Source organism: Streptomyces sp. AC555_RSS877, from assembly GCF_019049245.1.
Classification (GTDB): Bacteria; Actinomycetota; Actinomycetes; order Streptomycetales; family Streptomycetaceae; genus Streptomyces.
Genome location: NZ_JAGMUK010000001.1, coordinates 312,353 through 333,906, shown reverse-complemented (window position 1 = coordinate 333,906; position 21,554 = coordinate 312,353). Strand labels below are relative to the sequence as shown.

Annotated in this window: 18 protein-coding genes and 1 riboswitch; of the genes, 10 read left to right on the top strand and 8 right to left on the bottom strand. The window is 68.5% G+C overall.

Annotation, left to right across the window (positions count from 1 at the left end; all coding sequences use genetic code 11):
* Nucleotides 1-349 precede the first annotated feature (349 nt).
* From KUM49_RS01490 to KUM49_RS01470, 5 genes are all read left to right on the top strand, one after another.
* Nucleotides 350-1,327 (top strand): ABC transporter substrate-binding protein, encoded by a 978-nt coding sequence (locus KUM49_RS01490; RefSeq protein ID WP_217234780.1) that lies wholly within the window; start codon nucleotides 350-352, stop codon nucleotides 1,325-1,327.
* Nucleotides 1,324-2,196: an ABC transporter permease gene (locus tag KUM49_RS01485; RefSeq protein ID WP_254400534.1), complete on the top strand. Its 873-nt coding sequence runs from the start codon at nucleotides 1,324-1,326 to the stop codon at nucleotides 2,194-2,196. The genes KUM49_RS01490 and KUM49_RS01485 overlap by 4 nt, the downstream gene beginning before the upstream one ends.
* Before the next feature lie 4 nt (nucleotides 2,197-2,200).
* Nucleotides 2,201-2,992 (top strand): ABC transporter permease, encoded by a 792-nt coding sequence (locus KUM49_RS01480; RefSeq protein ID WP_217234779.1) that lies wholly within the window; start codon nucleotides 2,201-2,203, stop codon nucleotides 2,990-2,992.
* Nucleotides 2,993-3,006: 14 nt separating this feature from the next.
* Entirely contained in the window at nucleotides 3,007-3,813 is an 807-nt protein-coding gene (locus KUM49_RS01475) for an ABC transporter ATP-binding protein (RefSeq protein ID WP_217234778.1), read from the top strand.
* A 165-nt stretch (nucleotides 3,814-3,978) separates the two neighbouring features.
* Entirely contained in the window at nucleotides 3,979-5,661 is a 1,683-nt protein-coding gene (locus tag KUM49_RS01470) for an IclR family transcriptional regulator C-terminal domain-containing protein (protein ID WP_374200117.1), read from the top strand.
* Nucleotides 5,662-5,725: 64 nt separating this feature from the next.
* Here KUM49_RS01470 and KUM49_RS01465 read toward each other — a convergent pair whose 3' ends face one another.
* The 8 genes from KUM49_RS01465 to gcvT all read right to left on the bottom strand — a co-directional run bounded on the left by KUM49_RS01465 (nucleotide 5,726) and on the right by gcvT (nucleotide 15,332).
* Complete coding sequence (locus tag KUM49_RS01465; protein WP_254400533.1) at nucleotides 5,726-6,724, bottom strand: alpha/beta hydrolase; 999 nt, start codon at nucleotides 6,722-6,724, stop codon at nucleotides 5,726-5,728.
* Between the two features lie 490 nt (nucleotides 6,725-7,214).
* Nucleotides 7,215-8,870, bottom strand: a complete 1,656-nt coding sequence (locus KUM49_RS01460) for an IclR family transcriptional regulator C-terminal domain-containing protein (protein ID WP_217234777.1) — start codon at nucleotides 8,868-8,870, stop codon at nucleotides 7,215-7,217.
* Nucleotides 8,839-9,978 carry a polysaccharide deacetylase family protein gene (locus KUM49_RS01455; RefSeq protein ID WP_217234776.1) on the bottom strand — a complete coding sequence of 380 codons (1,140 nt, stop codon included), beginning with the start codon at nucleotides 9,976-9,978 and terminating at the stop codon, nucleotides 8,839-8,841. Before KUM49_RS01455 ends, KUM49_RS01460 begins: the two co-directional genes overlap by 32 nt.
* A 360-nt stretch (nucleotides 9,979-10,338) precedes the next feature.
* Complete coding sequence (locus KUM49_RS01450) at nucleotides 10,339-10,797, bottom strand: nucleotidyl transferase AbiEii/AbiGii toxin family protein (protein WP_254400597.1); 459 nt, start codon at nucleotides 10,795-10,797, stop codon at nucleotides 10,339-10,341.
* A 190-nt stretch (nucleotides 10,798-10,987) separates the two neighbouring features.
* Nucleotides 10,988-12,370 (bottom strand): L-serine ammonia-lyase, encoded by a 1,383-nt coding sequence (locus KUM49_RS01445; RefSeq protein ID WP_217234775.1) that lies wholly within the window; start codon nucleotides 12,368-12,370, stop codon nucleotides 10,988-10,990.
* Between the two features lie 77 nt (nucleotides 12,371-12,447).
* On the bottom strand, nucleotides 12,448-13,710 hold the full coding sequence (glyA, locus tag KUM49_RS01440) for a serine hydroxymethyltransferase (RefSeq protein WP_217234774.1): 1,263 nt from the start codon (nucleotides 13,708-13,710) through the stop codon (nucleotides 12,448-12,450).
* Between the two features lie 15 nt (nucleotides 13,711-13,725).
* On the bottom strand, nucleotides 13,726-14,103 hold the full coding sequence (gcvH, locus tag KUM49_RS01435; RefSeq protein ID WP_217234773.1) for a glycine cleavage system protein GcvH: 378 nt from the start codon (nucleotides 14,101-14,103) through the stop codon (nucleotides 13,726-13,728).
* Between the two features lie 110 nt (nucleotides 14,104-14,213).
* On the bottom strand, nucleotides 14,214-15,332 hold the full coding sequence (gene gcvT / locus KUM49_RS01430; RefSeq protein ID WP_217234772.1) for a glycine cleavage system aminomethyltransferase GcvT: 1,119 nt from the start codon (nucleotides 15,330-15,332) through the stop codon (nucleotides 14,214-14,216).
* 151 nt (nucleotides 15,333-15,483) lie between these two features.
* Nucleotides 15,484-15,583, bottom strand: a riboswitch (glycine riboswitch).
* 173 nt (nucleotides 15,584-15,756) lie between these two features.
* Here gcvT and KUM49_RS01425 point away from each other — a divergent pair.
* From KUM49_RS01425 to KUM49_RS01405, 5 genes are all read left to right on the top strand, one after another.
* The gene (locus KUM49_RS01425; RefSeq protein WP_217234820.1) at nucleotides 15,757-16,431 is read left to right on the top strand and encodes an AAA family ATPase; all 675 of its coding nucleotides are present in this window, start codon (nucleotides 15,757-15,759) and stop codon (nucleotides 16,429-16,431) included.
* Nucleotides 16,432-16,499: 68 nt separating this feature from the next.
* Nucleotides 16,500-17,303, top strand: a complete 804-nt coding sequence (locus KUM49_RS01420; RefSeq protein ID WP_217234771.1) for an enhanced serine sensitivity protein SseB — start codon at nucleotides 16,500-16,502, stop codon at nucleotides 17,301-17,303.
* Between the two features lie 148 nt (nucleotides 17,304-17,451).
* Nucleotides 17,452-18,264, top strand: a complete 813-nt coding sequence (locus KUM49_RS01415; RefSeq protein ID WP_217234770.1) for an enhanced serine sensitivity protein SseB C-terminal domain-containing protein — start codon at nucleotides 17,452-17,454, stop codon at nucleotides 18,262-18,264.
* A gap of 309 nt (nucleotides 18,265-18,573) precedes the next feature.
* Nucleotides 18,574-19,581 (top strand): ABC transporter permease, encoded by a 1,008-nt coding sequence (locus KUM49_RS01410; protein ID WP_217234769.1) that lies wholly within the window; start codon nucleotides 18,574-18,576, stop codon nucleotides 19,579-19,581.
* Between the two features lie 84 nt (nucleotides 19,582-19,665).
* Nucleotides 19,666-21,465, top strand: a complete 1,800-nt coding sequence (locus KUM49_RS01405) for an ABC transporter substrate-binding protein (protein WP_217234768.1) — start codon at nucleotides 19,666-19,668, stop codon at nucleotides 21,463-21,465.
* The last annotated feature ends 89 nt before the right edge of the window (nucleotides 21,466-21,554 follow it).

The following is a 21,554-nucleotide window of genomic DNA, read 5'->3' as shown; positions in this document are numbered from 1 at the left end:
TCGACGGTCAGTTCGCCGACGCAGCGGTCCGTGAAGATCTGGACGATCTCCGTCCGCCCTTCTCGCTGCGGATGCGGGCGCCTTGACGTGGGCAGACGCGGGACGCTGCGGGGTGAAGCCGTGCCGCCGCGAAAGCCGCCCGAGGGTCGCCTATGGAGCACTGACCCCTGGCATTCAGCCGCTACGGAGGTCGTCGGGGCTCCCGCACCGGAACGCGTAGCGCTTGATCCCCGGCTATCTGTACGCCACCTATTGACGCACCCCGGGCGGGGCCATAGCCTCCGCACGTCTTGTTCGGCACGCGGACAAAATTTCGCACAGCGCACAAACAGTCTCGTCAGGAGGGGCCATGCGAAGGCGCGCGTTTGGGTTTGCCACAGCGGTGGTGACGGTCGCGGTCGCGACCGGATGCGGATCCTCGTCTTCTGCGACCGGCGGGGCGTCGTCCTCGGACGGGAGCAAGACCACGCAGGTCAAAGTAGGAGTCATCCCCATTGTCGATGTGGCGCCGCTGTACCTGGGGGAAAAGAAGGGGTTCTTCAGTAGTCGCGGTATCAAGTTGGAGATGGTGACGGCCCAAGGTGGAGCCGCGATCATCCCTGGTGTCGTGAGCGGTCAGTTCCAGTTCGGGTTCAGCAACGTCACCTCGTTGATGATCGCCCAGTCCAAGGGGGTGCCGGTCGAGTCCGTGGTCAACGGTGCCGCCAGCACCGGTGTCATCGGCAAGGACGTCACCGGGGTGGCCGTCAAGAAGGGCAGCTCGGTCAAGTCCGCCAAAGACCTCGCAGGAAAGACAGTGGCGGTCAACACCCTGCAGAACATCGGTGACACCACGGTCCGCGAGTCGGTGCGCAAGGACGGCGGCGATCCCTCGAAGGTCAAGTTCGTCGAGATGCCGTTCGACCAGATGCCGGCCGCGCTGGACGGCGGCCAGGTCGACGCCGCCTGGATGGCGGAGCCCGCACTGGCCATCGCCAAGAGCCAGGGCGCCCGTGTCGTGGCGTCGCCGTTCACCGACACCGATCCCAAGCTCACCGTCGCGACCTACTTCGCCTCCACCAAGCTGACGAAGGAGAACCCCGACCTGGTGAAGAAGTTCACCGAGGCGATGACCGAGTCGCTGGAGTACGCCTCCGACCACCCCGACGAAGCGCGCCAGATTCTCACCACCTACACCAAGATCAGCGGCGACGTGCTGAAGAACCTGACGCTGCCGAACTGGCCGGCGCAGTACGACATGGCGTCCCTGGAGAAGCTGGCCTCCCTCGGCGAGAAGGACGGCATCTTCGGCGACAAGAAGCCCGATCTGAACGCCCTGTTCTCATGAGCGGTCGCGGAAGCACTCCTGTGCTGTCGCAGACCGTCGGCGCCGCCGGGACCGGTGTCGGTCCCGGCGGGCCGGGGTCGGGCCGAGAGCGGCGCATCCGGGAGAAGGCCGCCACTCCGTTGCGCGGGGCGACCGGCCTGGTGGGGCTGGCGGTCCTGCTCGAGGTGCTGCCGCACACCGGTCTGGTCTCCGCCGACTACCTCCCGCCGGCATCCGAGATGGGCCGGGCTCTGTGGCGTCTGCTCGCCCAGGGAGCGTTCTGGACCGCTCTCGGCGACACCCTGACCGGGTGGGGCATCGGGTTGGCCGTCGCCGTCGTGGCGGGCGTGACAGCCGGCATCGTGATCGGGTCGGTGCCCCTGCTGCGGGCAGCCACCGCCTCGACCATCGAGTTCCTGCGGCCCATCCCGTCGGTGGCTCTGATCCCGCTCGCGGTGCTGCTGTACGGCACGGACCTGAGGTCGAAGCTGCTGCTGGTGGTGTACGCCTCCTTTTGGCAGGTGATGGTCCAGGTGCTGGCCGGGATGCAGGACGTCGACCCGGTCGCCGAGGACACCGCCCGCAGCTACCGGATGGGGACCTGGGGGCGGGTGCGCTACGTCATGTGGCCCACCGCGCTGCCGTATGTGATGACGGGTGTGCGCCTTGCCGCCACGGTGGCTCTGGTCCTGGCGATCACCGCGGAACTCGTCATCGGCGCACCGGGCCTGGGCAACCAGATCGCCGTCGCCCAGACCTCCGGTGCCGTGCCCGACGTCTACGCCCTGGTCCTGGTGACCGGGCTGCTGGGAATCGCCATCAATCTGGTGGCACGGACCGTGGAGCGTCGGACGCTGCACTGGCATCAATCCGTCCGCAGGGAGGGGTAGCCGGATGATCCGGACGTCTGTCCTCAACATGACCCGACGGGCCCTGCTGGTCCTTGGCCTGCCTCTGACGCTGTTCAGTGGGTGGTGGCTCGCCACCGCCGGCAGCACGGACTTCTACGTCCCGCCTCTGTCCGTCATCCTTCAGAAGTTCACGGAGGTCTGGACGGGTGAGCGGCTGGCCTCGGACGTGGTGCCCAGCCTGGTCCGCTTGACCGCCGGTTACCTGCTGGCCGTTGTCATCGGAGTCGGCCTCGGACTGGTGGTCGGCACGAGCCGCCTCGTGCGGGACGTCCTGGAGCCGGTCCTGGAGCTCTTCCGGGCCATTCCGCCTCCCGTGCTGGTACCGGTGATCATGCTCTTCGCGGGCATCGGCGACACCATGAAGGTGCTCGTCATCGTCAGCGGCTGCATGTGGCCGATCCTGCTCAACACCGTCGAAGGCGTCCGCGCCGTCGACGAGGTGCTCAGCGACACCTGCCGGTCCTACGGCATCACCGGCCCCTCCCGTCTGTGGCACCTCGTGCTGCGCTCGGCCAGCCCGCAGATCGTCACCGGCATGCGGCAGGCACTGTCCATCGCGATCATCCTCATGGTCATCAGCGAGATGTTCGCCGCCAGCAACGGGCTCGGCTTCACCATCGTGCAGTTCCAGCGCACCTTCGCCATCCCCGAGATGTGGAGCGGTGTGCTGCTGCTCGGCCTGCTCGGATTCGCCCTGTCGCTGCTCTTCCGGCTCGCCGAGAACCGGGTCCTGGCCTGGTACCACGGGCTGCGCCGAGCCCAGCGCAACCCCTGACAAGGAGACGAGCGATGCTCGACGTACGCAACCTGCAGAAGATCTACACCGGACGGCACCGCAACGTCGAGGCCCTGCGGGACCTGACCTTTCACATCGGTGCCGGTGAACTCGTCTGCCTCGTGGGCCCGTCGGGATGCGGCAAGACCACCCTGCTGAAGTGCATGGCCGGACTGCTGACCCCTACCGGCGGCGAGGTGCGCCTGGACGGCAGCGCGGTCACCGGGCCCCCGCCCGGCATGGCGGTGGTCTTCCAGGAGTACGGCCGCTCCCTGTTCGCCTGGATGAACGTCCGCGACAACGTCGCCCTCCCGCTGCGCCGCAAGGAACTCGGCAAGGCCCGCGAGAAGGAGCTGGTCGACCACGCCCTGGAAGTGGTCGGTCTCGCCGACGCCCACCAGGCCTACCCGTGGCAGCTCTCCGGAGGAATGCAGCAGCGCGTCGCCATCGCCCGCGCCGTTGCCTTCGAACCGAAGGTGCTTCTCATGGACGAGCCGTTCGCCGCGGTCGATGCGCAGACCCGCGCCGAACTGGAGGACCTCATCCGGCGGTTGTGGCGCGAACTGGGCGTCACCGTCCTGTTCGTCACCCACGACATCGACGAGGCGGTCTACCTCGGTCAGCGCACCATCATCCTGTCGAAGTCGCCGACCGTCGTACAGGAGGACCTGACCATCGATCTCCCGGACGAACGCGACCAGTTGCACACCCGCTCCAGCCCCCGCTTCGCCGAACTGCGCGCCCACGTCTACGAGCAGATCCAGAAGGCCAAACACGGTACCGGGGTCAGTGAGGAGACGGTGGTCCGTGCGGAGCCGTAAGTGTCCAGCCGCGCTGGACATCCCGCCTCGTGCCGTCCGGTTCAGCCGGGCGTCACGGCCCACGATTCCTCACCCGTAGCCGTTCTCAGTGACGAGGTGTCTCGTTCGCACTCTGCCTTCGTCCACTGTTCGCTCCGGTGACCTGTCAGCCGCCGCGGAGAGCTCATGCCACGGATCCGTGCCCTCCCTCCCGCACTGCCGGCGGTGGCTCAGGCGCCGCCCCCGGAGGCTGCCGTCGCACCCCTGATGCGCGGGATTTCCGTACTGCGCGCGCTCACCGACATCGGTGGGGCGGCGAGCCTCAGCGAGCTGGGCCGGGCAACGGGCCTCGCACGCGCCACTGTCGATCGCGTCACCGGAACACTTGCCCACATGGGCTACGTACGCCTCGGCGGCAGCAGCGCGGTCCTTGCTCCCCGACTCATGGAGCTGGGTAACGCCTACCTGGCCGCTCTGCGTCTCCCCGACCTCTTGGGCACCCACGCGGACAGCCTTGCCGACGCGCTCGACGAGTCGGTCTCCCTCGCGGTGGCGGACGGGGACGGCATTCGCTTCATCCACCAGGCGATCCGCCGCCGAACCTTGTCGCTGAGCTTCCGCATCGGCGACCTGTTGCCGGTCGAACGCACGGCACCGGGCCCGCTGTTGGCAACCGAATGGGACACGCAAGGCTGGGCGCTCTGGGAGCAGCGACAGATCGACGATCCCGAGAACCGCGGCTTCCCGACCGTTCCCCCTCGTCCGCAAGGCGGGGCCACGGACTTCAGACAGCGGGTGGAACAGGCGCGGGCGCGCGGTTGGGTGTTGGACGACCAGCTGATCGAGCCGGGCCTTGTCGCGGTATCCGTCCCCGTTCGCGCCCCGGACGGCCGGATAGTGTGTGTGGCGAGCCTCGTCAGCCACACCAGCCGGCACAGCGCGGCATCACTGCGTGAATCCCTGTTGCCCAGCCTTCGCGGCACAGCGAGGGTCATGGAACAGGAGTTGGCGGGCTCCCCGCCCTCCGAACCTCTCAGCGCGCCCTCCGACCTCGCCGCGTGGGCGAGCACCGCGAAACAGGAACTGGGCGGGGAGTTCATCACCTCCCTGGCCCGGGGTTTGACCGTGGTCACCGCGTTCGGTGAGGGACGTGCCGAGCTGACGCTCTCGGAAGTCGCCGAAACCACCGGCCTGCCCCGTGCCACGGCGCGACGCGCCCTGATCACCCTGGAGCACCTCGGCTACGTCACACGGCACCAACGGGGGTTCCGACTCGCTCCACGGGTGCTCTCCCTCGGCTTCCCTCCGTTGTCCAAGACGTCACTCGCCCGCATCGCACACCCGCACCTCGTCGCCCTCACCGGGAGGGTGCAGGACTCGACATCTCTGGCGGTGCTCACCGGCGACGACGTCCAGTTCGCGGTCTCGGTGGCAGCGGGACGCATCATGGACGCCGACATCGCCGTGGGCGCACGCCTGCCCGCCCATGCGACCTCCACGGGCCGCGTCCTGCTCGCGAACCTGCCGGACGAGGAACTTTCGGCCCTGCTGGCACGTACGCAGATGAGGGCGCTGACCCCGTTCACCATCACAACCTCCCACGACCTCACAGCCGTCCTCGACCTTGTGCGTGAGGAGGGACACGCCCTGGTCGACGGGACACTGGAAGAAGGTCTTCGCTCCGTCGCCGTACCGGTACACGACCGCGACGGCAGCTGTCTCGCGGCGATCAACGTCATCATGCACAGCAGCCGGGGATCGGCTGACGAGTGCCTCACGACCACTCTTCCGGAACTGCGTGCCACAGCTGCGCTCATCGAAGCCGACTTGCACACGGCCCGACGATTCGTTCGGGTTCCGATCGTCTGAACGAGCACGGGCGTCACCACGGCGGCCGCCACCAACCACATGATCGGTGGCGGCCGTCGGCCGTCTAGCGTGCGCTGGGGCGCAGTTGGGCCTCAAGGAAGGTGACGATGGTCTGCCAGGACGGGGTCACCGGACGAGGCGGTGTGGTGTGACCGTCCCATGTGGTCTCCTCGTAGGCGTCCTTGCGGGTGTCGGGGTCGCTCAACATGTCGAAGAGCGGGCCGTGGCCGGCGTGCGGGAAGGAGACGAAACGCACCTCGTCGCCTGCGGAGGCCAGTGCGTCGCGGAGCAGCCGTCCCTGGTGATAGGGCACCAAAGGATCCTGCTCGCCGTGGAAGATCAGGAACGGCGGTGTGCGCCGACCGCCGACGTAGGTCAGCGGGTTCGCGGCCGCGACCTTGTCCGGGCAGTCATCGATGGGGCAGCCGAGCAACAGCGACTCGGGCGAACGCGCGTCTTCATGGCAACCGGTGAGTCCCAAGACGGTGTTGAAGAACGTGCAGTTGTCCAGCATGTGCGCGTCCATCTGCGAGAAGTCGGTCGGCGGATAGAACGGCAGGGCCGCCTGAACCGCACTCGAGGGACCGCGTACACCGACATCGCCCTCAAGCGCCGGGATGTCCCCGGTGACCCCGGCCATCGCCGCGGTCCAGCCGCCAGAGGAGTCACCCATGATCGCGAAGCGCTGGGGGTCGAGGTTGTAGGTCTTCGCGTGCGCGCGCAGCCAGCGGATGGCGCCCTTGATGTCATAGAGCTGGGCCGGGAACTTCGCCTGCGAGCTGGAACGGATCGACACACCCGCCACCGCGAACCCGTACGGGTTGAGCTCGGCAGCGACCTTGTCAGCCCCTTGGCGACCGTTGTCGGCCATCCACGCCGAGCCGGCAGAGAAGATCACCAGCGGTACCGGCCGCGATGACCGCGGGACATAGAGGTCCAACAGGTGCCCCTGGCTGTCGGCCGGCTGGGCAGGCGCATAGGCGACGTCCTTGGTGACATTCACCTCCCTGGTTTGCGTGGACGGGGTCGCGAATCCGGACGCGGCGGTCATCGCCACCGCCATGACCCCCCCTGCAAGTGCCAGCAGAAGGCGGCTCCTCGGCACGGCTGGTAGTAGACGCCGGAACATCATGTTCACTCCTCTTCGAGTGGGGCGCAGTCGGCAGATGCCCTCGTCGGAGCCGGCGTAGCGGCCGGGTTGACGGCGGGCGTGACGTACGGACGTTTCGCCTGGCGAGCGGTACGCATACGAAATGCGGGCTGAAGGGGCCGACCGCGTGGACCCTCCCATCCCTTCATGTGTTCGCCTAGCAAAATTGATTTCGCTGTGCGGTGTGGCATGAGTGTGGGACCGACACGCGTCGGTGTCAATGGGGGTGAAGAAGGGGGCCTCGGGACCCCACGGGTCGACGCTGGCTCTTCTCAGAGCCAGGACCTCGCAGACCGAAAAAATGCCGAACGGCAAGGCGATGAGACCGCAGCACGCACGCCGGAGTGCAACGGAGCACACCGCGGCGCCAGGGCCGAGGAGACAGCCTGGACGCGGTGGTCCGTCAGGTCAGCTGGAGCCGGCCGGAGTGGGGTACGGCGGAGAGATCACCCTCGACCGCTTCAGCCGTTGCAAGGAGCGCGGGCAGGACCTGCTCGAAGCACTCGGCGATGGTGCGCCGACTGGGGTGCATGGCCACGTTGATCGCGGCCAGCACCTCGCCGTCCTTGCCGCGCACGGGTACGGCCATCGAGCGCAGGCCGACTTCGAGTTCCTCGTCGACCAGGGCGTAGCCGCAGTCGGCCGTCCTCTCAAGAAGCCTGAGAAGTTCGTCGGCTTCCGTCACCGTGTTCGGGGTGAGCCGTGCGAGGGGCGAGGCGGCGAGCAGTGCGGCACATTCGTCTCTGGGAACGTCGGCGAGCAGGACCCGGCCCATGGAGGTGGCGTAAGCGGGCAGGCGGGTGCCCACGGAGGCGTCGACCGTCACCAAGCGGATGCTGGCGGCGCGGGCGACGTAGACGATCTCCGAGCCGGAAAGCACTGACATCGACACAGAGTCCGAGAGCCGACGGGACAGCTCCGTCAGATGGGGCTGGGCCAGCTGCGGCAATGTCAGACGCGACAGCGGGGCGTAGCCGAGGGAGAGGATCGCGGCGCCCGGACGGTACAGCCCTCCCCGGTTCGTGATGTAGCCGAGGTGGTCCAGGGTGATGAGAGCACGCCGCGCGGTGGCACGCGGCAGACCGGTGATACGAGCGACGTCGGAGCTCTTGAGGGCGTGGCGGCCCTCGCCGAAGGCTGTCAGCACGCTCAGGCCGCGGGCGAGGGATTCGACGAAGTCGCGGCCGGTCGTGAGAGTCCTGGTGTCCTCCACCCGCCTGCCCATGGGTCCGGACCGTGACACCGGTTGCTGTGAGCCCAGTTCGCGCTCCATGTCCGCTGCGGCACGGCGGGCGGCCGGCAGTGCGGCCCGCGCAAGGGCTTCGGAGCTCGGATAGCGCCCGATGAGGCTGACGACGTTCACCACGCAAAGGAGGTCTCCGTCGGGACCGTGGACGGGGACGCCCAAGGCGATCAGGCCCGGTTCCAACCACTGGTCGTCGAGGGACCAGCCATCGGATCTGGCGGCGGCGGCCCGTTCGCGAAGGTCATTCGTACACGCCTGAGCGTGCCCCGGCCCTCGCACGCAGTGGTGCTCTGCCTGATGCCGTTCCCACTCGTCAGAGCTCCAGGTAGCGGCCAGCAGAGCGCCGGGCGCCGAGGCGTCGAGCGGCAGCCGGTCGCCGATGCTGCAGACGATGCTCATCCGGCGGTCCCGCTTGGACGAGTGGACGAAGTGGGCGCCGTGCTGGTCCGGGACGGTCAACGTGACGCCTTCGTCCAGTTCCTCGGCCAGAGCGTCGGCGTGGGGCCCAAGGAGCTCGGGAATTCTCACGGCGGACAGGTAGGCATTGCCCACTTCCATCAACGGGGGTGCCAGCGTTACCTCGCGTCCCTCGATGCGGAGGTAGCCCAGACAGTCCAAGGTGCTCGTGATGCGGTCGAGAGTGGCCCGGGGCAGGCTCGTGCGATGGGCGAGTTGCTGCAAGTCCTCTCGCCCGCCTGCGTCTGTCAGCTCCCTGAGGACGGCGATCCCACGCATCAGCGGGCCGACCACCTCGACAGGCGCATGCTCCGTTACGAGCTCGTCAACCACGCGGGCTACGACCTCGGCCGCCATGCTCTCTCCTTGCTTCCGTGCAGGCCACGGTACACCGGCGTTGACGCGGCCACCCTTTCATCTCGGCGCGGACGACCTCAGGGTGCGCGGCGACGTTCTGGCCGACGACGAAGAAGGTGGCGCGAGCCTTGTACTGGGCGAGGTATTTCAGCAGCGTTCCCGTGTAGGGGACGGCAGGACCGTCGTCGAAGGTCAGGGCGATGCACTTGACCTTGGAGCAGTTCGTGGTGTCCTTGCCCGGGTCCGGCTGTGCGGTGACGGTCTCGGCGGGCGTCTCGGTGGCACCGAGGTCCAGCTTGCCGCCCGGGTGGGTGGTCTGGTGCTGGGCGCGGCTGCCGAAGTCGGACAGGAACGGGGTGACGGTCGCCTTGGGGAGCGTGACGGAGACGCGGCCGGTCGGGGGAACGGCCACGGTTCCCCGGTCGAAGCTCAACCTCAGGCCTCCGTCGGAGGTGAAGCTCATGTCGTCCAGGTAGGTGTCGCGGTATTCCCGGTCGTCGAGCGACGAGGCGAGGGTGTCGGGGGTGACTCCCTCCCGCTTCTTCAGGACTTTCTCCAGGGCCGTGATGAACGCGGCCCGGGAGCCGTCCGCGATGAGCCCAGGAGAAGTCCGGTACTGCTTGGCGGCGCCGTCGTACCAGTACGCCTTGGTGGCAAGGCCGTCCGCGATCGATGTGCGGTCGACCGTCACCAGCCGGACACCCAGCACATCGCCGGAGGCCACGAGGAACGAGAAGCTGACGTTCAGCTCGGTCCCTTCGCCGTGGTCCTGGCCCTCCTGGCACGACCCCGTGCGGAAGGTCTCCAGGCGTCCGTCCACGTCCTTCTTCATCGCGGCTGCCATCGCGTCAGCGCCGGGCACGGCCGGGTAGGCGGTGGCCCAGGGGCAGGACCGGTCGGTGCTGCTGTCACTGACGATGTTGACGCCCTTGAGTCTGGACAGACCGGCCTGGGTGCTGGTCTCGGTCCCTCCGGACCCCGACGGGCTGTTGGACGAGCTGTCGTGCGAGGGCGCGGAGTCGGCCGGAGACGAGCCGCCGGCGCAGGCGGTCGTCAGCGTGAGGGAGCCGAGCAGGAGGAGCGTAGGGGCGAGGATGCGTCGGGGCATGCGGGAACCTTGGGCGTGAGGTGCCGGGGGTGCGGAATGCGGCGTGCCGGCTGCCGCCGCGCTATGGCGTCCCGCTGGGGTATCGCCGGTGGGGAAAGCGCTTCAGCGGCCGAAACTATGTCCTGACCACTGGCCTCACAATCCCCGCAGGCCACATGTGACCACTCTCTCTTCGACGGGCCGCGCCGGCTCCCCGGACCCGTCCTGGCCGGGGTCGACGAACCCCTCACACATGCCCTGATCAGCAAAAACGTCACCGGACAGCACGACGAGGCACGAGGCGACACGATCACTCATGGCCTCGTAATGCGTAGGTCTCGGGTTCGAACTCTGACGGCTACTCAGCGAGTCAGGAGTGGTTCATGACCATGTGAGGGTCGCTGCACTCCATGTACGGGTGGTGGCATCGTCGTTGAGGAGAGTGTCTGCGAACTCGGTGACCTGCCGGACGACGTCAACGAAGCGTTCAGGGTAGCCAGTTGCAGCGGGGCCTTGCCGACGGCGCCAGGCAGTGTACGAGGTCTGGCGACGCTCGCCGAGGTCGGTGATGGCGGTGCTGAGCGGCTTCAGGGTGATGCCGCGGTGTGCGGCGGTGGCGGTCAGCGCGGTGGTGAGTTCCTGGCCGTCGAGATTGTTGAGGGTGAACAGGCGGTAGAGGTCGCCGTAGTCGCGGTCGCGGGTGTTGAGGTCGCCGAGTGAGACGGCGGTGGAGAGCTTCTCGGCGATGACGGTTGCGAGTGGGTAGCCGAGGACATGGAAGCTGTCTGTCGCATGAACGAGGGATCGATTTGATACATGCTGCCGACGGTCGGCGGTCAGAGCGGATCGGAACAGTGATCGCGGATGGCACGACCCCCCAGGTCAGGCGCCCATTCCGTAGGATTTCCTGGGGACTTTTGGGGGACTTTCACGCCCGTCCCAGGGACATTCCGGGGACTTTCCGCCGCGTAAGCAGGGAAGGCCCCGACAGCGCTGAAAGACAGGAACGCGCTGGTCAGGGCCTGTTACCTCAGCATTCGATGATGTTGACCGCCAGGCCCCCGCGAGCCGTCTCCTTGTACTTCACCGACATGTCCGCCCCCGTGTCCTTCATCGTCTTGATGACCTTGTCCAGGGACACCTTGTGGGTGCCGTCTCCGCGCATCGCCATCCGCGCGGCCGTGACCGCCTTCACCGCGGCCATGCCGTTGCGCTCGATGCACGGGATCTGGACGAGGCCGCCGACCGGGTCGCAGGTGAGGCCGAGGTTGTGTTCCATGCCGATCTCGGCGGCGTTCTCGACCTGTTCCGGGGAGCCGCCGAGGACTTCCGCGAGCGCGCCCGCCGCCATCGAGCACGCGGACCCGACCTCGCCCTGGCAGCCGACCTCGGCGCCGGAGATGGAGGCGTTCTCCTTGAAGAGCATGCCGATCGCGCCGGCGGCGAGCATGAAGCGGACCACGCCGTCCTCTTTTTCTCCTTCGGAGGCTGCGCCCGCCCCGAAGTTGATGTAGTAGTGGAGCACCGCGGGGATGATGCCGGCCGCTCCGTTCGTCGGCGCGGTCACCACGCGCCCGCCCGCCGCGTTCTCCTCGTTCACCGCCATCGCGTAGAGCGTGATCCACTCCATCGCGTGCGCCAACGGGTCGCCTTCCGCCCGGAGCTGACGCGCCGACATGGCGGCCCGGCGGCGGACCTTGAGCCCGCCCGGCAGGATGCCCTCGCGGGCCATGCCGCGCGACACGCACGCCTGCATCACCCGCCAGATCTCCAGCAGCCCCGCGCGGATCTCCTCCTCGGTGCGCCAGGCCCGCTCGTTCTCCAGCATCAGGGCGGAGATCGACAGGCCGGTCTCCTGCGTGAGGCGCAGCAGCTCGTCGCCGGTGCGGAAGGGGTACTTGAGCACCGTGTCGTCGAGCTTGATGCGGTCCGCGCCCACCGCGTCCTCGTCGACGACGAAGCCGCCGCCCACCGAGTAGTACGTCTTCGTGAGCAGCTCCGCCCCCGAGGCGTCGTACGCCCACAGGGTCATGCCGTTGGCGTGGTACGGGAGGGTCTTACGGCGGTGGAGGACGAGGTCCTTGTCGAAGTCGAAGCCGACCTCGTGCTCGTCGAGCAGCCGCAGCCGGCCCGCCTCCTTGATGTCCGCCACCCGCTGGTCGGCCTTCTCCACGTCCACCGTGCGGGGCGAGTCGCCCTCCAGACCGAGCAGCACCGCCTTGGGCGTGCCGTGGCCGTGGCCGGTCGCGCCGAGGGAGCCGTACAGCTCGGTCCGCACGGACACCACCGACTCCAGCAGGGCCTCGTTGCGCAGGCGGCGGGCGAACATGCGGGCCGCGCGCATCGGGCCGACCGTGTGGGAGCTGGACGGGCCGATGCCGATCGAGAACAGGTCGAAGACCGAGATGGCCACGGGAACTCCTCAATACGGGTGGTGCAGGGGGCGGGTGCCCCGCACTCGAAGTGTGCGGGGCACGCCGCAAAAAGGAACTACTTGTTCAGACCGGGGTACAGCGGGTGCTTGTCGGCAAGCGCCTTCACCCGGGTCTTGAGGGCTTCGACGTCGTAGGACGGCTTGAGCGCCTCGGCGATGACGTCCGCGACCTCGGTGAAGTCCGCGGCCGTGAAGCCGCGGGTGGCGAGGGCGGGCGTACCGATCCGCAGGCCGGAGGTGACCATCGGCGGGCGCGGGTCGCTCGGGACGGCGTTGCGGTTGACCGTGATGCCCACCTCGTGGAGGCGGTCCTCGGCCTGCTGCCCGTCCAGTTCGGACTCGCGCAGGTCGACCAGGATCAGGTGCACGTCGGTGCCGCCGGACAGGACGTTCACGCCGGCCTCGCGGGCGTCCGGCGCGGTGAGGCGCTCGGCGAGGATCCGCGCGCCCTCGACCGTACGGCGCTGACGCTCCTTGAAGTCCTCCGAGGCGGCGACCTTGAAGGAGACCGCCTTGGCCGCGATCACGTGCTCCAGGGGGCCGCCCTGGAAGCCCGGGAAGACGGACGAGTTGAGCTTCTTCGCGAAGTCCTTCCTGGCGAGGATGACGCCGCCGCGCGGGCCGCCCAGCGTCTTGTGCGTGGTGGAGGTGACGACATCGGCGTACTCGACCGGGTTCGGGTGGAGACCGGCGGCGACCAGACCCGCGAAGTGCGCCATGTCGACCCACAGGAAGGCCTCGACCTCGTCCGCGATCCGGCGGAACTCGGCGAAGTCCAGCTGCCGCGGGTACGCCGACCAGCCCGCGATGATCACCTTCGGCCGATGCTCCTTGGCGAGCCGCTCGACCTCGGCCATGTCGACCAGTCCGGCCTCGTCCACGTGGTAGGCGACCACGTTGAACTGCTTGCCGGAGAAGTTCAGCCGCATCCCGTGGGTGAGGTGGCCGCCGTGCGCCAGGTCCAGGCCGAGGATGGTGTCGCCGGGCTTGGCCAGCGCGAACAGGGCGGCCTGGTTGGCGGAGGCGCCGGAATGCGGCTGCACGTTGGCGTACTCGGCGCCGAACAGCTCCTTGACCCGGTCGATCGCGATCTGCTCGGCGACGTCGACGTGCTCGCAACCGCCGTAGTAGCGGCGGCCGGGGTAGCCCTCGGCGTACTTGTTGGTGAGGACCGAGCCCTGCGCCTCCATCACCGCGAGAGGCGCGAAGTTCTCGGAGGCGATCATCTCGAGGGTGGACTGCTGGCGGCCGACCTCGGCGTCGATCGCGGCGGCGATCTCCGGGTCGAGCTCGTGCAGGGGCGTGTTCAGAACGGACATCGGGTGTACGACTCCTCAGCCGGCGGAAAAGGCGGTGTACTCGTCGGCGGAGAGCAGGTCGGCCGGCTCGTCCGTGACGCGTACCTTGAACAGCCACCCGCCCTCGAAGGGAGCGGAGTTCACCAGCGACGGGTCGTTGACCACGTCCTCGTTCACCTCGGTGACCTCACCGGACACCGGGGCGTACAGGTCGGAGACCGACTTGGTCGACTCCAGCTCGCCGCAGGTCTCGCCCGCGGTCACCGCGGCCCCGACCTCCGGGAGCTGGACGAAGACGACATCACCGAGAGCGTTGGCCGCGTGCTCCGTGATGCCGACCGTCGAGACGCCGTCAGCGGCGGCCGACAGCCACTCGTGCTCCTTGCTGTAGCGCAGCTCTTGGGGGTTGCTCATGGCCTGAATTCTCCTGTACGCGAGGGAGTGCTGGTGAATGGGGGACTGCTGGAAACGCACGTGAGCAGCGGAAATGTGCGCAGGGTCACGCGCACGAACCGCTCAAGTGTCTACTTCTGGCGCTTGTAGAACGGCAGCGCCACGACCTCGTACGGCTCGTGGCTGCCCCGGATGTCCACGCCGACACCCGGCGTGCCAGGCGCCGCGTGCGCGGCGTCGACGTACGCCATCGCGATCGGCCTGCCCAGCGTGGGGGAGGGCGCGCCGGAGGTGACCTCGCCGATGACCTGACCGCCGGCGACGACCGCGTACCCGGCGCGCGGGACGCGACGCCCCTCGGCGACCAGGCCGACGAGGACCCGCGGAGGGTTCGCCCGTGCGCGGGCGGCCGCCTCGGTCAGCGCCTCGCGGCCCACGAAGTCGCCCTCCTTGTCGAACTTCACCACCCGGCCGAGCCCGGCGTCGAACGGAGTCAACGACAGGGACAGCTCGTGCCCGTACAGCGGCATGCCCGCCTCCAGACGCAGCGTGTCCCGGCAGGACAGGCCGCAGGGGACCAGGCCGACGCCCTCGCCCGCCTTGGTCAGGGCCTGCCACAGCTCCACGGCGTGCTCCGGCTTCACGAACAGCTCGAAGCCGTCCTCGCCGGTGTAGCCGGTGCGGGCGATGAGCGCGGGGACGCCGGCGACGGTGCCGGGCAGGCCGGCGTAGTACTTGAGGCCGTCGACGTCGGCGTCGGTGAGCGACTTGAGGATGCCGGGGGACTCGGGCCCCTGGACGGCGACCAGCGCGTAGTGATCGCGGTCGTCGCGGACCTCGACCGCGAACTCCTCACCGAGGTTGCCGAGCTCGTTCACGACGTTCTGGGCGTTGGAGGCATTGGCGACGATCATGTACTCGTCTTCGGCCAGCCGGTACACGATCAGGTCGTCGAGGATTCCGCCGTTCTCGACGCAGATCATCGTGTAGCGGGCGCGGCCCACCTTCACGGCCGCGATGTCGCCGACCAGTGCGTGGTTCAGGAACTGCGCGGCTTCCGGCCCGGTGACCGTGATCTCGCCCATGTGCGAGAGGTCGAAGAGACCGGCCCGGGTGCGCACGGCGTGGTGCTCGTCGCGTTCGGAGCCGTAGCGCAGGGGCATGTCCCAGCCGGCGAAGTCGGTCATCGTCGCGCCGAGCGAACGATGGAGGGCGTCGAGGGCGGTGTGACGGGGTGCGGTGCTGCTCATCGGACGGTCGTCTCCCAAGGCATGACGGCGAGGTCGTTCCTCCCCATCTGTCATCGGAACCTGAGAGGTTCGACGTGACCCCGCGAAACGGTGGTCACGACTTGCACCTTGGGTGGAGCCACTGTGGCAGCGGCCCGCTTTTCAGATGTGCCTCGCCCGCGCGGTAACGGGGACCTGAGAGATTCAAGGGAGGGACTTGCTCCTTCGGCGCCCCAGCGACGTACGGCTGGGGACTCTCCCGCGCGGATTCAAACGGCCGGTATGCAGTTGGCGCGCACATCATCGCACGCATCTTCGGTGCGCGGCAGGCCGCATCTGTAACCGGCCTGTGGCAGTAAGCGCATGAAAACAGGAGACGCCGCGTATTACCTTCTCTTTACACTCGAAGGGGAGGGGAACTCGTGACCCGCCCCAGGGGAGGACGATCACGGTGAACAGGACCACGGCGTACGCCACGACCTCGGCCGTCGCGCTGCCCGAGCAGCCCGCGGCCAAGGCCCGCCAGGCGTGCGGAACGCGCCCCGGACCCGTCCTCCGCGACCTGCGCGAACGCGAGGGCCACAGCCCGCACGCACTGCTCTTCGGACCCCGCGACCTCGTCGTGATCACCGGCCTGCCGGGCAGTGGCAAGTCCACGCTGATGCGGCGCACGGTCAAGGGCGTGCGGATCGACTCCCAGGACACCCGCGACCGCTGGGACGGCCTGCTGTCCCGCTTCCTGCCGTACGGGGTCTACCGCCCGCTCGTCCGCCTCGCCCACTACGCGGGGCTGCGCCGCGCCCTGCGCTCCGGCGGAGGCGTCGTCGTGCACGACTGCGGTACGCAGGCCTGGGTGCGCGGCTGGCTGGCCCGCGAGGCCCGCCGCCGGGGCGGCATCCTGCACCTGCTGCTGCTGGACGTCCCCCCGGACACGGCCCTGGCCGGCCAGCGCGAGCGCGGCCGCGGAGTCTCGCGGTACGCGTTCCTGCGCCACCGCGGCGCGGCCTCCCGTCTGATCAGCTCCGTGGAGAAGGGCGATCTGCCCCAGGGCTGCGACTCGGCGGTCCTGATCGACCGGGACGCGGCGAACGTCCTGCGCCGGATCGGCTTCACGGGCTGACCCCCACCGGTCCGCACCCGCTAGCCTTTCAGCCACAGCAGCGGTACTCGGCAGGCGGTAGGCAGCAGATGGACTTCCCGGCGGATCTCCCAGCGGGCTTCTCGGAGTTCCCGGCACAGGCACACCCCCCTTCGCACGGCGGATGGCCCGGCAACGAGTTGGAGGAGGTGCTCTCCGCCTCCCTCGGCATCCCCGGAGCCGGCGGGCGGATCATCGAGGTGCTCGGCCGCAGCTTCGTGTGGGTGCCGCTGCCCGGCGGCGGCGGCCCGCACAGCGGTCCGCTCGACCTTCCCACCCTGGAGATCGACGGCCAGGCCTACGTCCCGGTCTTCAGCTCCGAGGAGCAGTTCCGCCAGGTCGTCGGCTCGCACCTGTCGTACACCATCGCGCCCGCGGTGGAGTTCGCCCGCGGCCTGCCCCCGCAGATCGGCATCGCCGTGAACCCGGACGGCACGGTCGGCGTCCCGCTGCCCCCGGCCGCCGTGGCCGAACTGTGCCGCTCCGGCCGCACCCCGCTGGACGGCCCGGCGAGCGGCGGCCGCGTCAAGCTCTACGAGCCGGACTGGCAGAACGACCCCGTCGACTTCCTCGCCGCGGCCTCGGCCGAGTTCGCGTCGACAGGCGTCATCCTCACCGCCCGCCGCTGCCTGGCGGCGATCGAGACCGCGGACCCGGTGATGTTCGTGGGCGTGGAGCTCTCCCACGGGGAGGCCCCCGACCTGCGCACGGTCCCCATGGACGCCCTGGCGAGGGCCCTGGGACGCGCCCCGGCCCCCTGGCCGGTCAACCTGGTCCTCCTGGACGTGGCGGACGACCCGGTGGGCCACTGGATGCGCGAGCAGGTCCAACCCTTCTATCAGTACGGCTACTGAGGTATTCAGGGGCTCGGGAACCGCGCGACCGGCCCCCGCGACCTGCACCGGCCGACGGCGAACAAGTCCCGAGCTCCTGGGCGGCTGCTGTCGGCGCCGCCACATAAGCTGGTTTCATATCGAGGAACTTCACGAAGGGGCGGTACAGGTGAGCGCCAGCGGCATCGCGGCCGGTCAGGTCGAGCACATGCTGCGCCAGGTGACGCCCGGGCGCTACGACGCCTACGAGGCACTCCTGCGCGCGCTCGCGACCCCCTCCTCCGGCCAGATCTGGATGCTCCTGTGGCACGGCCAGGCAGGCTCCCCCGACGCCCAGTACGGAAACATGGAGGTCGACGGCTACGGCTACGCCCCGTGCGTCACCTCGGCCCAGGAACTCTCGGCCAGCGGCTGGAACCGCTCCTACGAGGTCGTCGACGGAATCGACGTCGCCCGCACCCTGTACCCGGACCACTACGGCCTGTGGCTGAACCCGCACGCCCCCGGTGGCGGCGTCGGCATTCCGTGGCTCGATCTGCGCCGCATCGCCACCGGCCTGGAGCGCCAGCCCGCCGGTCCGCTCCGGCTGTCCGAGCCCGGCATCGAAATCCCGCAGTTCTACGCCCAGATGGCGCAGAACGCCCACCGCACCCCGGCCGTCCGCTCCCTGCGCCGCGCCTGGGTGCAACCCGCGCTCGGGGCGCCGTATCTGGCCATCGGTCTCGACGTGTACGACACCAGTCCGCCGGCCGTCGACTCGGTGCGCGCGATGATGCAGCAGTCGATCGGAGCGGTCCCGGACGGGCTGCCGGTGTCGACCGTGGCGATGTCCGACGAGTACGACCCGGTGGCGCTGTGGATGCGGGCGAGCGCCCGCCCGTTCTACGACCGTGAGGCCCATGCGGCGCCCGCCCCGGCCCCCTCCTCGGTCCAGGCTCCGGCGGCCGGATACGGCTATCCGCCGGCTCGCGGCGGATACTGACCGAACGTCTGCCCGGCCCTGATGGCCCGGCACATCTTCGCGCGTAGAACAGGGTGGATCGTCCGCATGCGCCCAAAATGTCCTAACTGGTCTGCGTCCGACCCGCGTTACCCGGCGTCCGGATAACGGAACCCTCCAGCCCGCATCACGTTTATGCATCCTTTCACCGCCAAGTCTGGCAACAGATCGCCAAAGCGTTGAAGACTCCGGCACCAGGGACCTTTCGTCCCTGTGTACGACGGACTGATCAATGCCGCCACAGCGGCAAGTGCGGGCCGGCTACCGCCGGTTGAGAGGGGTCCCTGCCAGATGACGGCACCATTGCACGAGCCGACCGCGGAAGCGGCCCCGAGTGCGGCCGAAGAAGCGGCGCTGGTCAGCGCCGATGCGAAGGCCGTTCAGGGACGCTCCCTGGGCCGGATCGCCTGGGAGCGCCTCAAGCGGGACAAGCTCGCCCTGACGGGTGGCGTCGTGGTTCTCTTCCTCGTGGTGATCGCGCTGCTCGCCCCGGTCATCACCGGGATCCTCGGGCAGGACCCGAACGAGTACCACGAGAACCTCATCGACCCGCTGTTCGGTACGCCCACGGGCTCTCTGGGCGGCATCAGCGGCGAACACCTGCTCGGCGTCGAGCCGGTCAACGGCCGCGACATCCTCGCCCGCATCCTCTACGGCGCCCGGATCTCGCTGCTGGTCGGCTTCCTGTCCGCGCTGGTGGCCGTGATCCTCGGAACGGTGCTGGGCATCCTCGCCGGCTTCTTCGGCGGCTGGGTCGACTCCGTGATCAGCCGGGTGATGGACGGTCTGCTCGCCTTCCCGCAGCTGCTGTTCATCATCGCGCTGGTCTCCGTCATGCCGAACGACATGCTGGGGCTGACCGGTTCGAGCGTGCGTGTCTTCGTGATGATCCTGGTCATCGGTTTCTTCGGCTGGCCCTACATCGGACGCGTCGTGCGCGGCCAGACGCTCTCGCTGCGTGAGCGCGAGTACGTCGAGGCGGCCCGATCGCTGGGCGCGGGGCGGCTGTACATCCTGTTCAAGGAGTTGCTGCCGAACCTCGTCGCCCCGATCGTCGTGTACACGACGATGATGATCCCCACCAACATCCTCACCGAGGCGGCGCTCAGCTTCCTGGGCGTGGGCGTCAAGCCGCCCACGGCCTCGTGGGGGCAGATGCTCTCGAGTGCGATCGACTACTACGAGTCGGACCCCATGTACATGGTGGTCCCAGGCGTGGCGATCTTCATCACCGTGCTGGCCTTCAACCTCTTCGGCGACGGCGTCCGGGACGCGCTGGACCCGAAGGCCTCCCGTTGAACCGCTGACCGTCCAAGCGCGGCACCCCAACTGTCCCGTGGCACTCACACGGGGTCTCTCATCAAATCCGGAGGATCCGAGATCGTGACTACCCAACGCACCTCAGGGCGGCGGAAGCAGGCGTTTGCCGCTGTCGCCGCGGTCGCCGCGCTGCTGACCACGGCGGCGTGCGGCGGCGGTGGAGACGACGGCGACAAGGGCTCGAGCACCGGCGCCGCCGGCTTCGACGCCGCGAACAACAAGGTCGCCCAGGCCTCCGCCGCCAAGAAGGGCGGCACGCTGAAGTTCGGTGGTGCCCAGGACGCCGACTCGTGGGACACCACGCGCGGTTACTACGGCATGATGTGGAACTTCGCCCGCTACTACAGCCGCCAGCTCGTCACGAACAAGGCGGAGCCGGGCGCGGCCGGTGCCGAGATCACTCCGGACCTCGCCACCTCGACCGCCAAGGTCACGGACGACGGCAAGACCTACACGTACACGCTGCGCGACGGCAGTACGTGGGAGGACGGCAAGCCGATCACCTCGAAGGACGTCAAGTACGGCATCGAGCGCGTGTGGGCGCAGGACGTGCTGTCCGGCGGTCCGACGTACCTGAAGGACGTGCTCGACCCCAAGGGCGAGTACAAGGGCCCGTACAAGGACACCTCCGCCGACAAGCTCGGTCTGAAGGCCATCGAGACGCCGGACGACAAGACCATCGTCTTCAAGCTGCCGCAGGCCAACTCGGACTTCGAGGAGATGCTGGCCCTGGTCTCGGCCTCGCCGGTCCGCCAGGACAAGGACACCAAGGGCAAGTACGGCCTGCACCCGTTCTCCTCCGGCCCGTACAAGTTCCAGTCGTACAACCCGGGCAAGGACCTCACCCTGGTCCGCAACACCGAGTGGAAGCAGGCCTCGGACCCGGTCCGCAAGGCCTACCCGGACAAGATCACCATCCAGTTCTTCTCGGACGCCAACCAGCTGGACCAGCGCCTGCTCAACGGGGACCTGGACCTCGACCTGAACCAGACCGGCATGTCGCCGCAGGGCCGCACCACCGCCCTCAAGCAGCACAAGGCCAACCTGGACAACCCGGTCTCCGGCTACATCCGTTACGCGGTCTTCCCGCAGAGCGTGAAGCCGTTCGACAAGATCGAGTGCCGCAAGGCCGTCATCTACGGTGCCGACCACGTGTCGCTGCAGACCGCTCGCGGTGGCCCGATCGCCGGTGGTGACATCGGCACCAACATGCTGCCGCCGTCCGTCCCGGGCTCCGAGGGCCAGAAGTACGACCCGTACGAGCTCGCCGGTGCCAACAAGGACGGCAACACCGCCAAGGCCAAGGAAGAGCTGAAGGCCTGCGGTCAGCCGAACGGCTTCAAGACCACCATCGCCGTCCGCAACAACAAGCCGGTCGAGGTGGCCACCGCCCAGTCGCTGCAGGCGTCGCTGAAGAAGATCGGCATCACCGCCGAGATCGACCAGTACGACGGCTCGCAGACCGCCGGCATCATCGGCAGCCCGGCGAACGTGAAGAAGAAGAACTACGGCATCATCATCATGGGCTGGGGTCCGGACTTCCCGTCCGTCCAGGGCTTCGGTCTGCCGCTGTGGAGCAGCAAGTACATCCAGGAGAGCGGTAACAACAACTACGCGCTCATCGACGACAAGACGATCGACGGTCTGTTCGACTCGTACGTGACGACCCTGGACGACGCCGGCAAGGAAAAGATCGCCACGGAGATCAACCACAAGGTGATGGAGGGCGCGTACTACCTGCCCTTCGTCTACGAGAAGTTCATCAACTGGCGCTCGAGCAACCTGGCGAACGTCTACACGACCGACGGCTACAGCGGTCAGTACGACTTCGTCAACCTCGGTCTGAAGAACCCGAAGAAGTAAACCCGGCACACCCGCCGAACGGCACGAAAGGCAGGTGAAGGCCGGCGCAGCGTGATCGCGGGCCACCGGAAGACCTCCGGTGGCCCGCG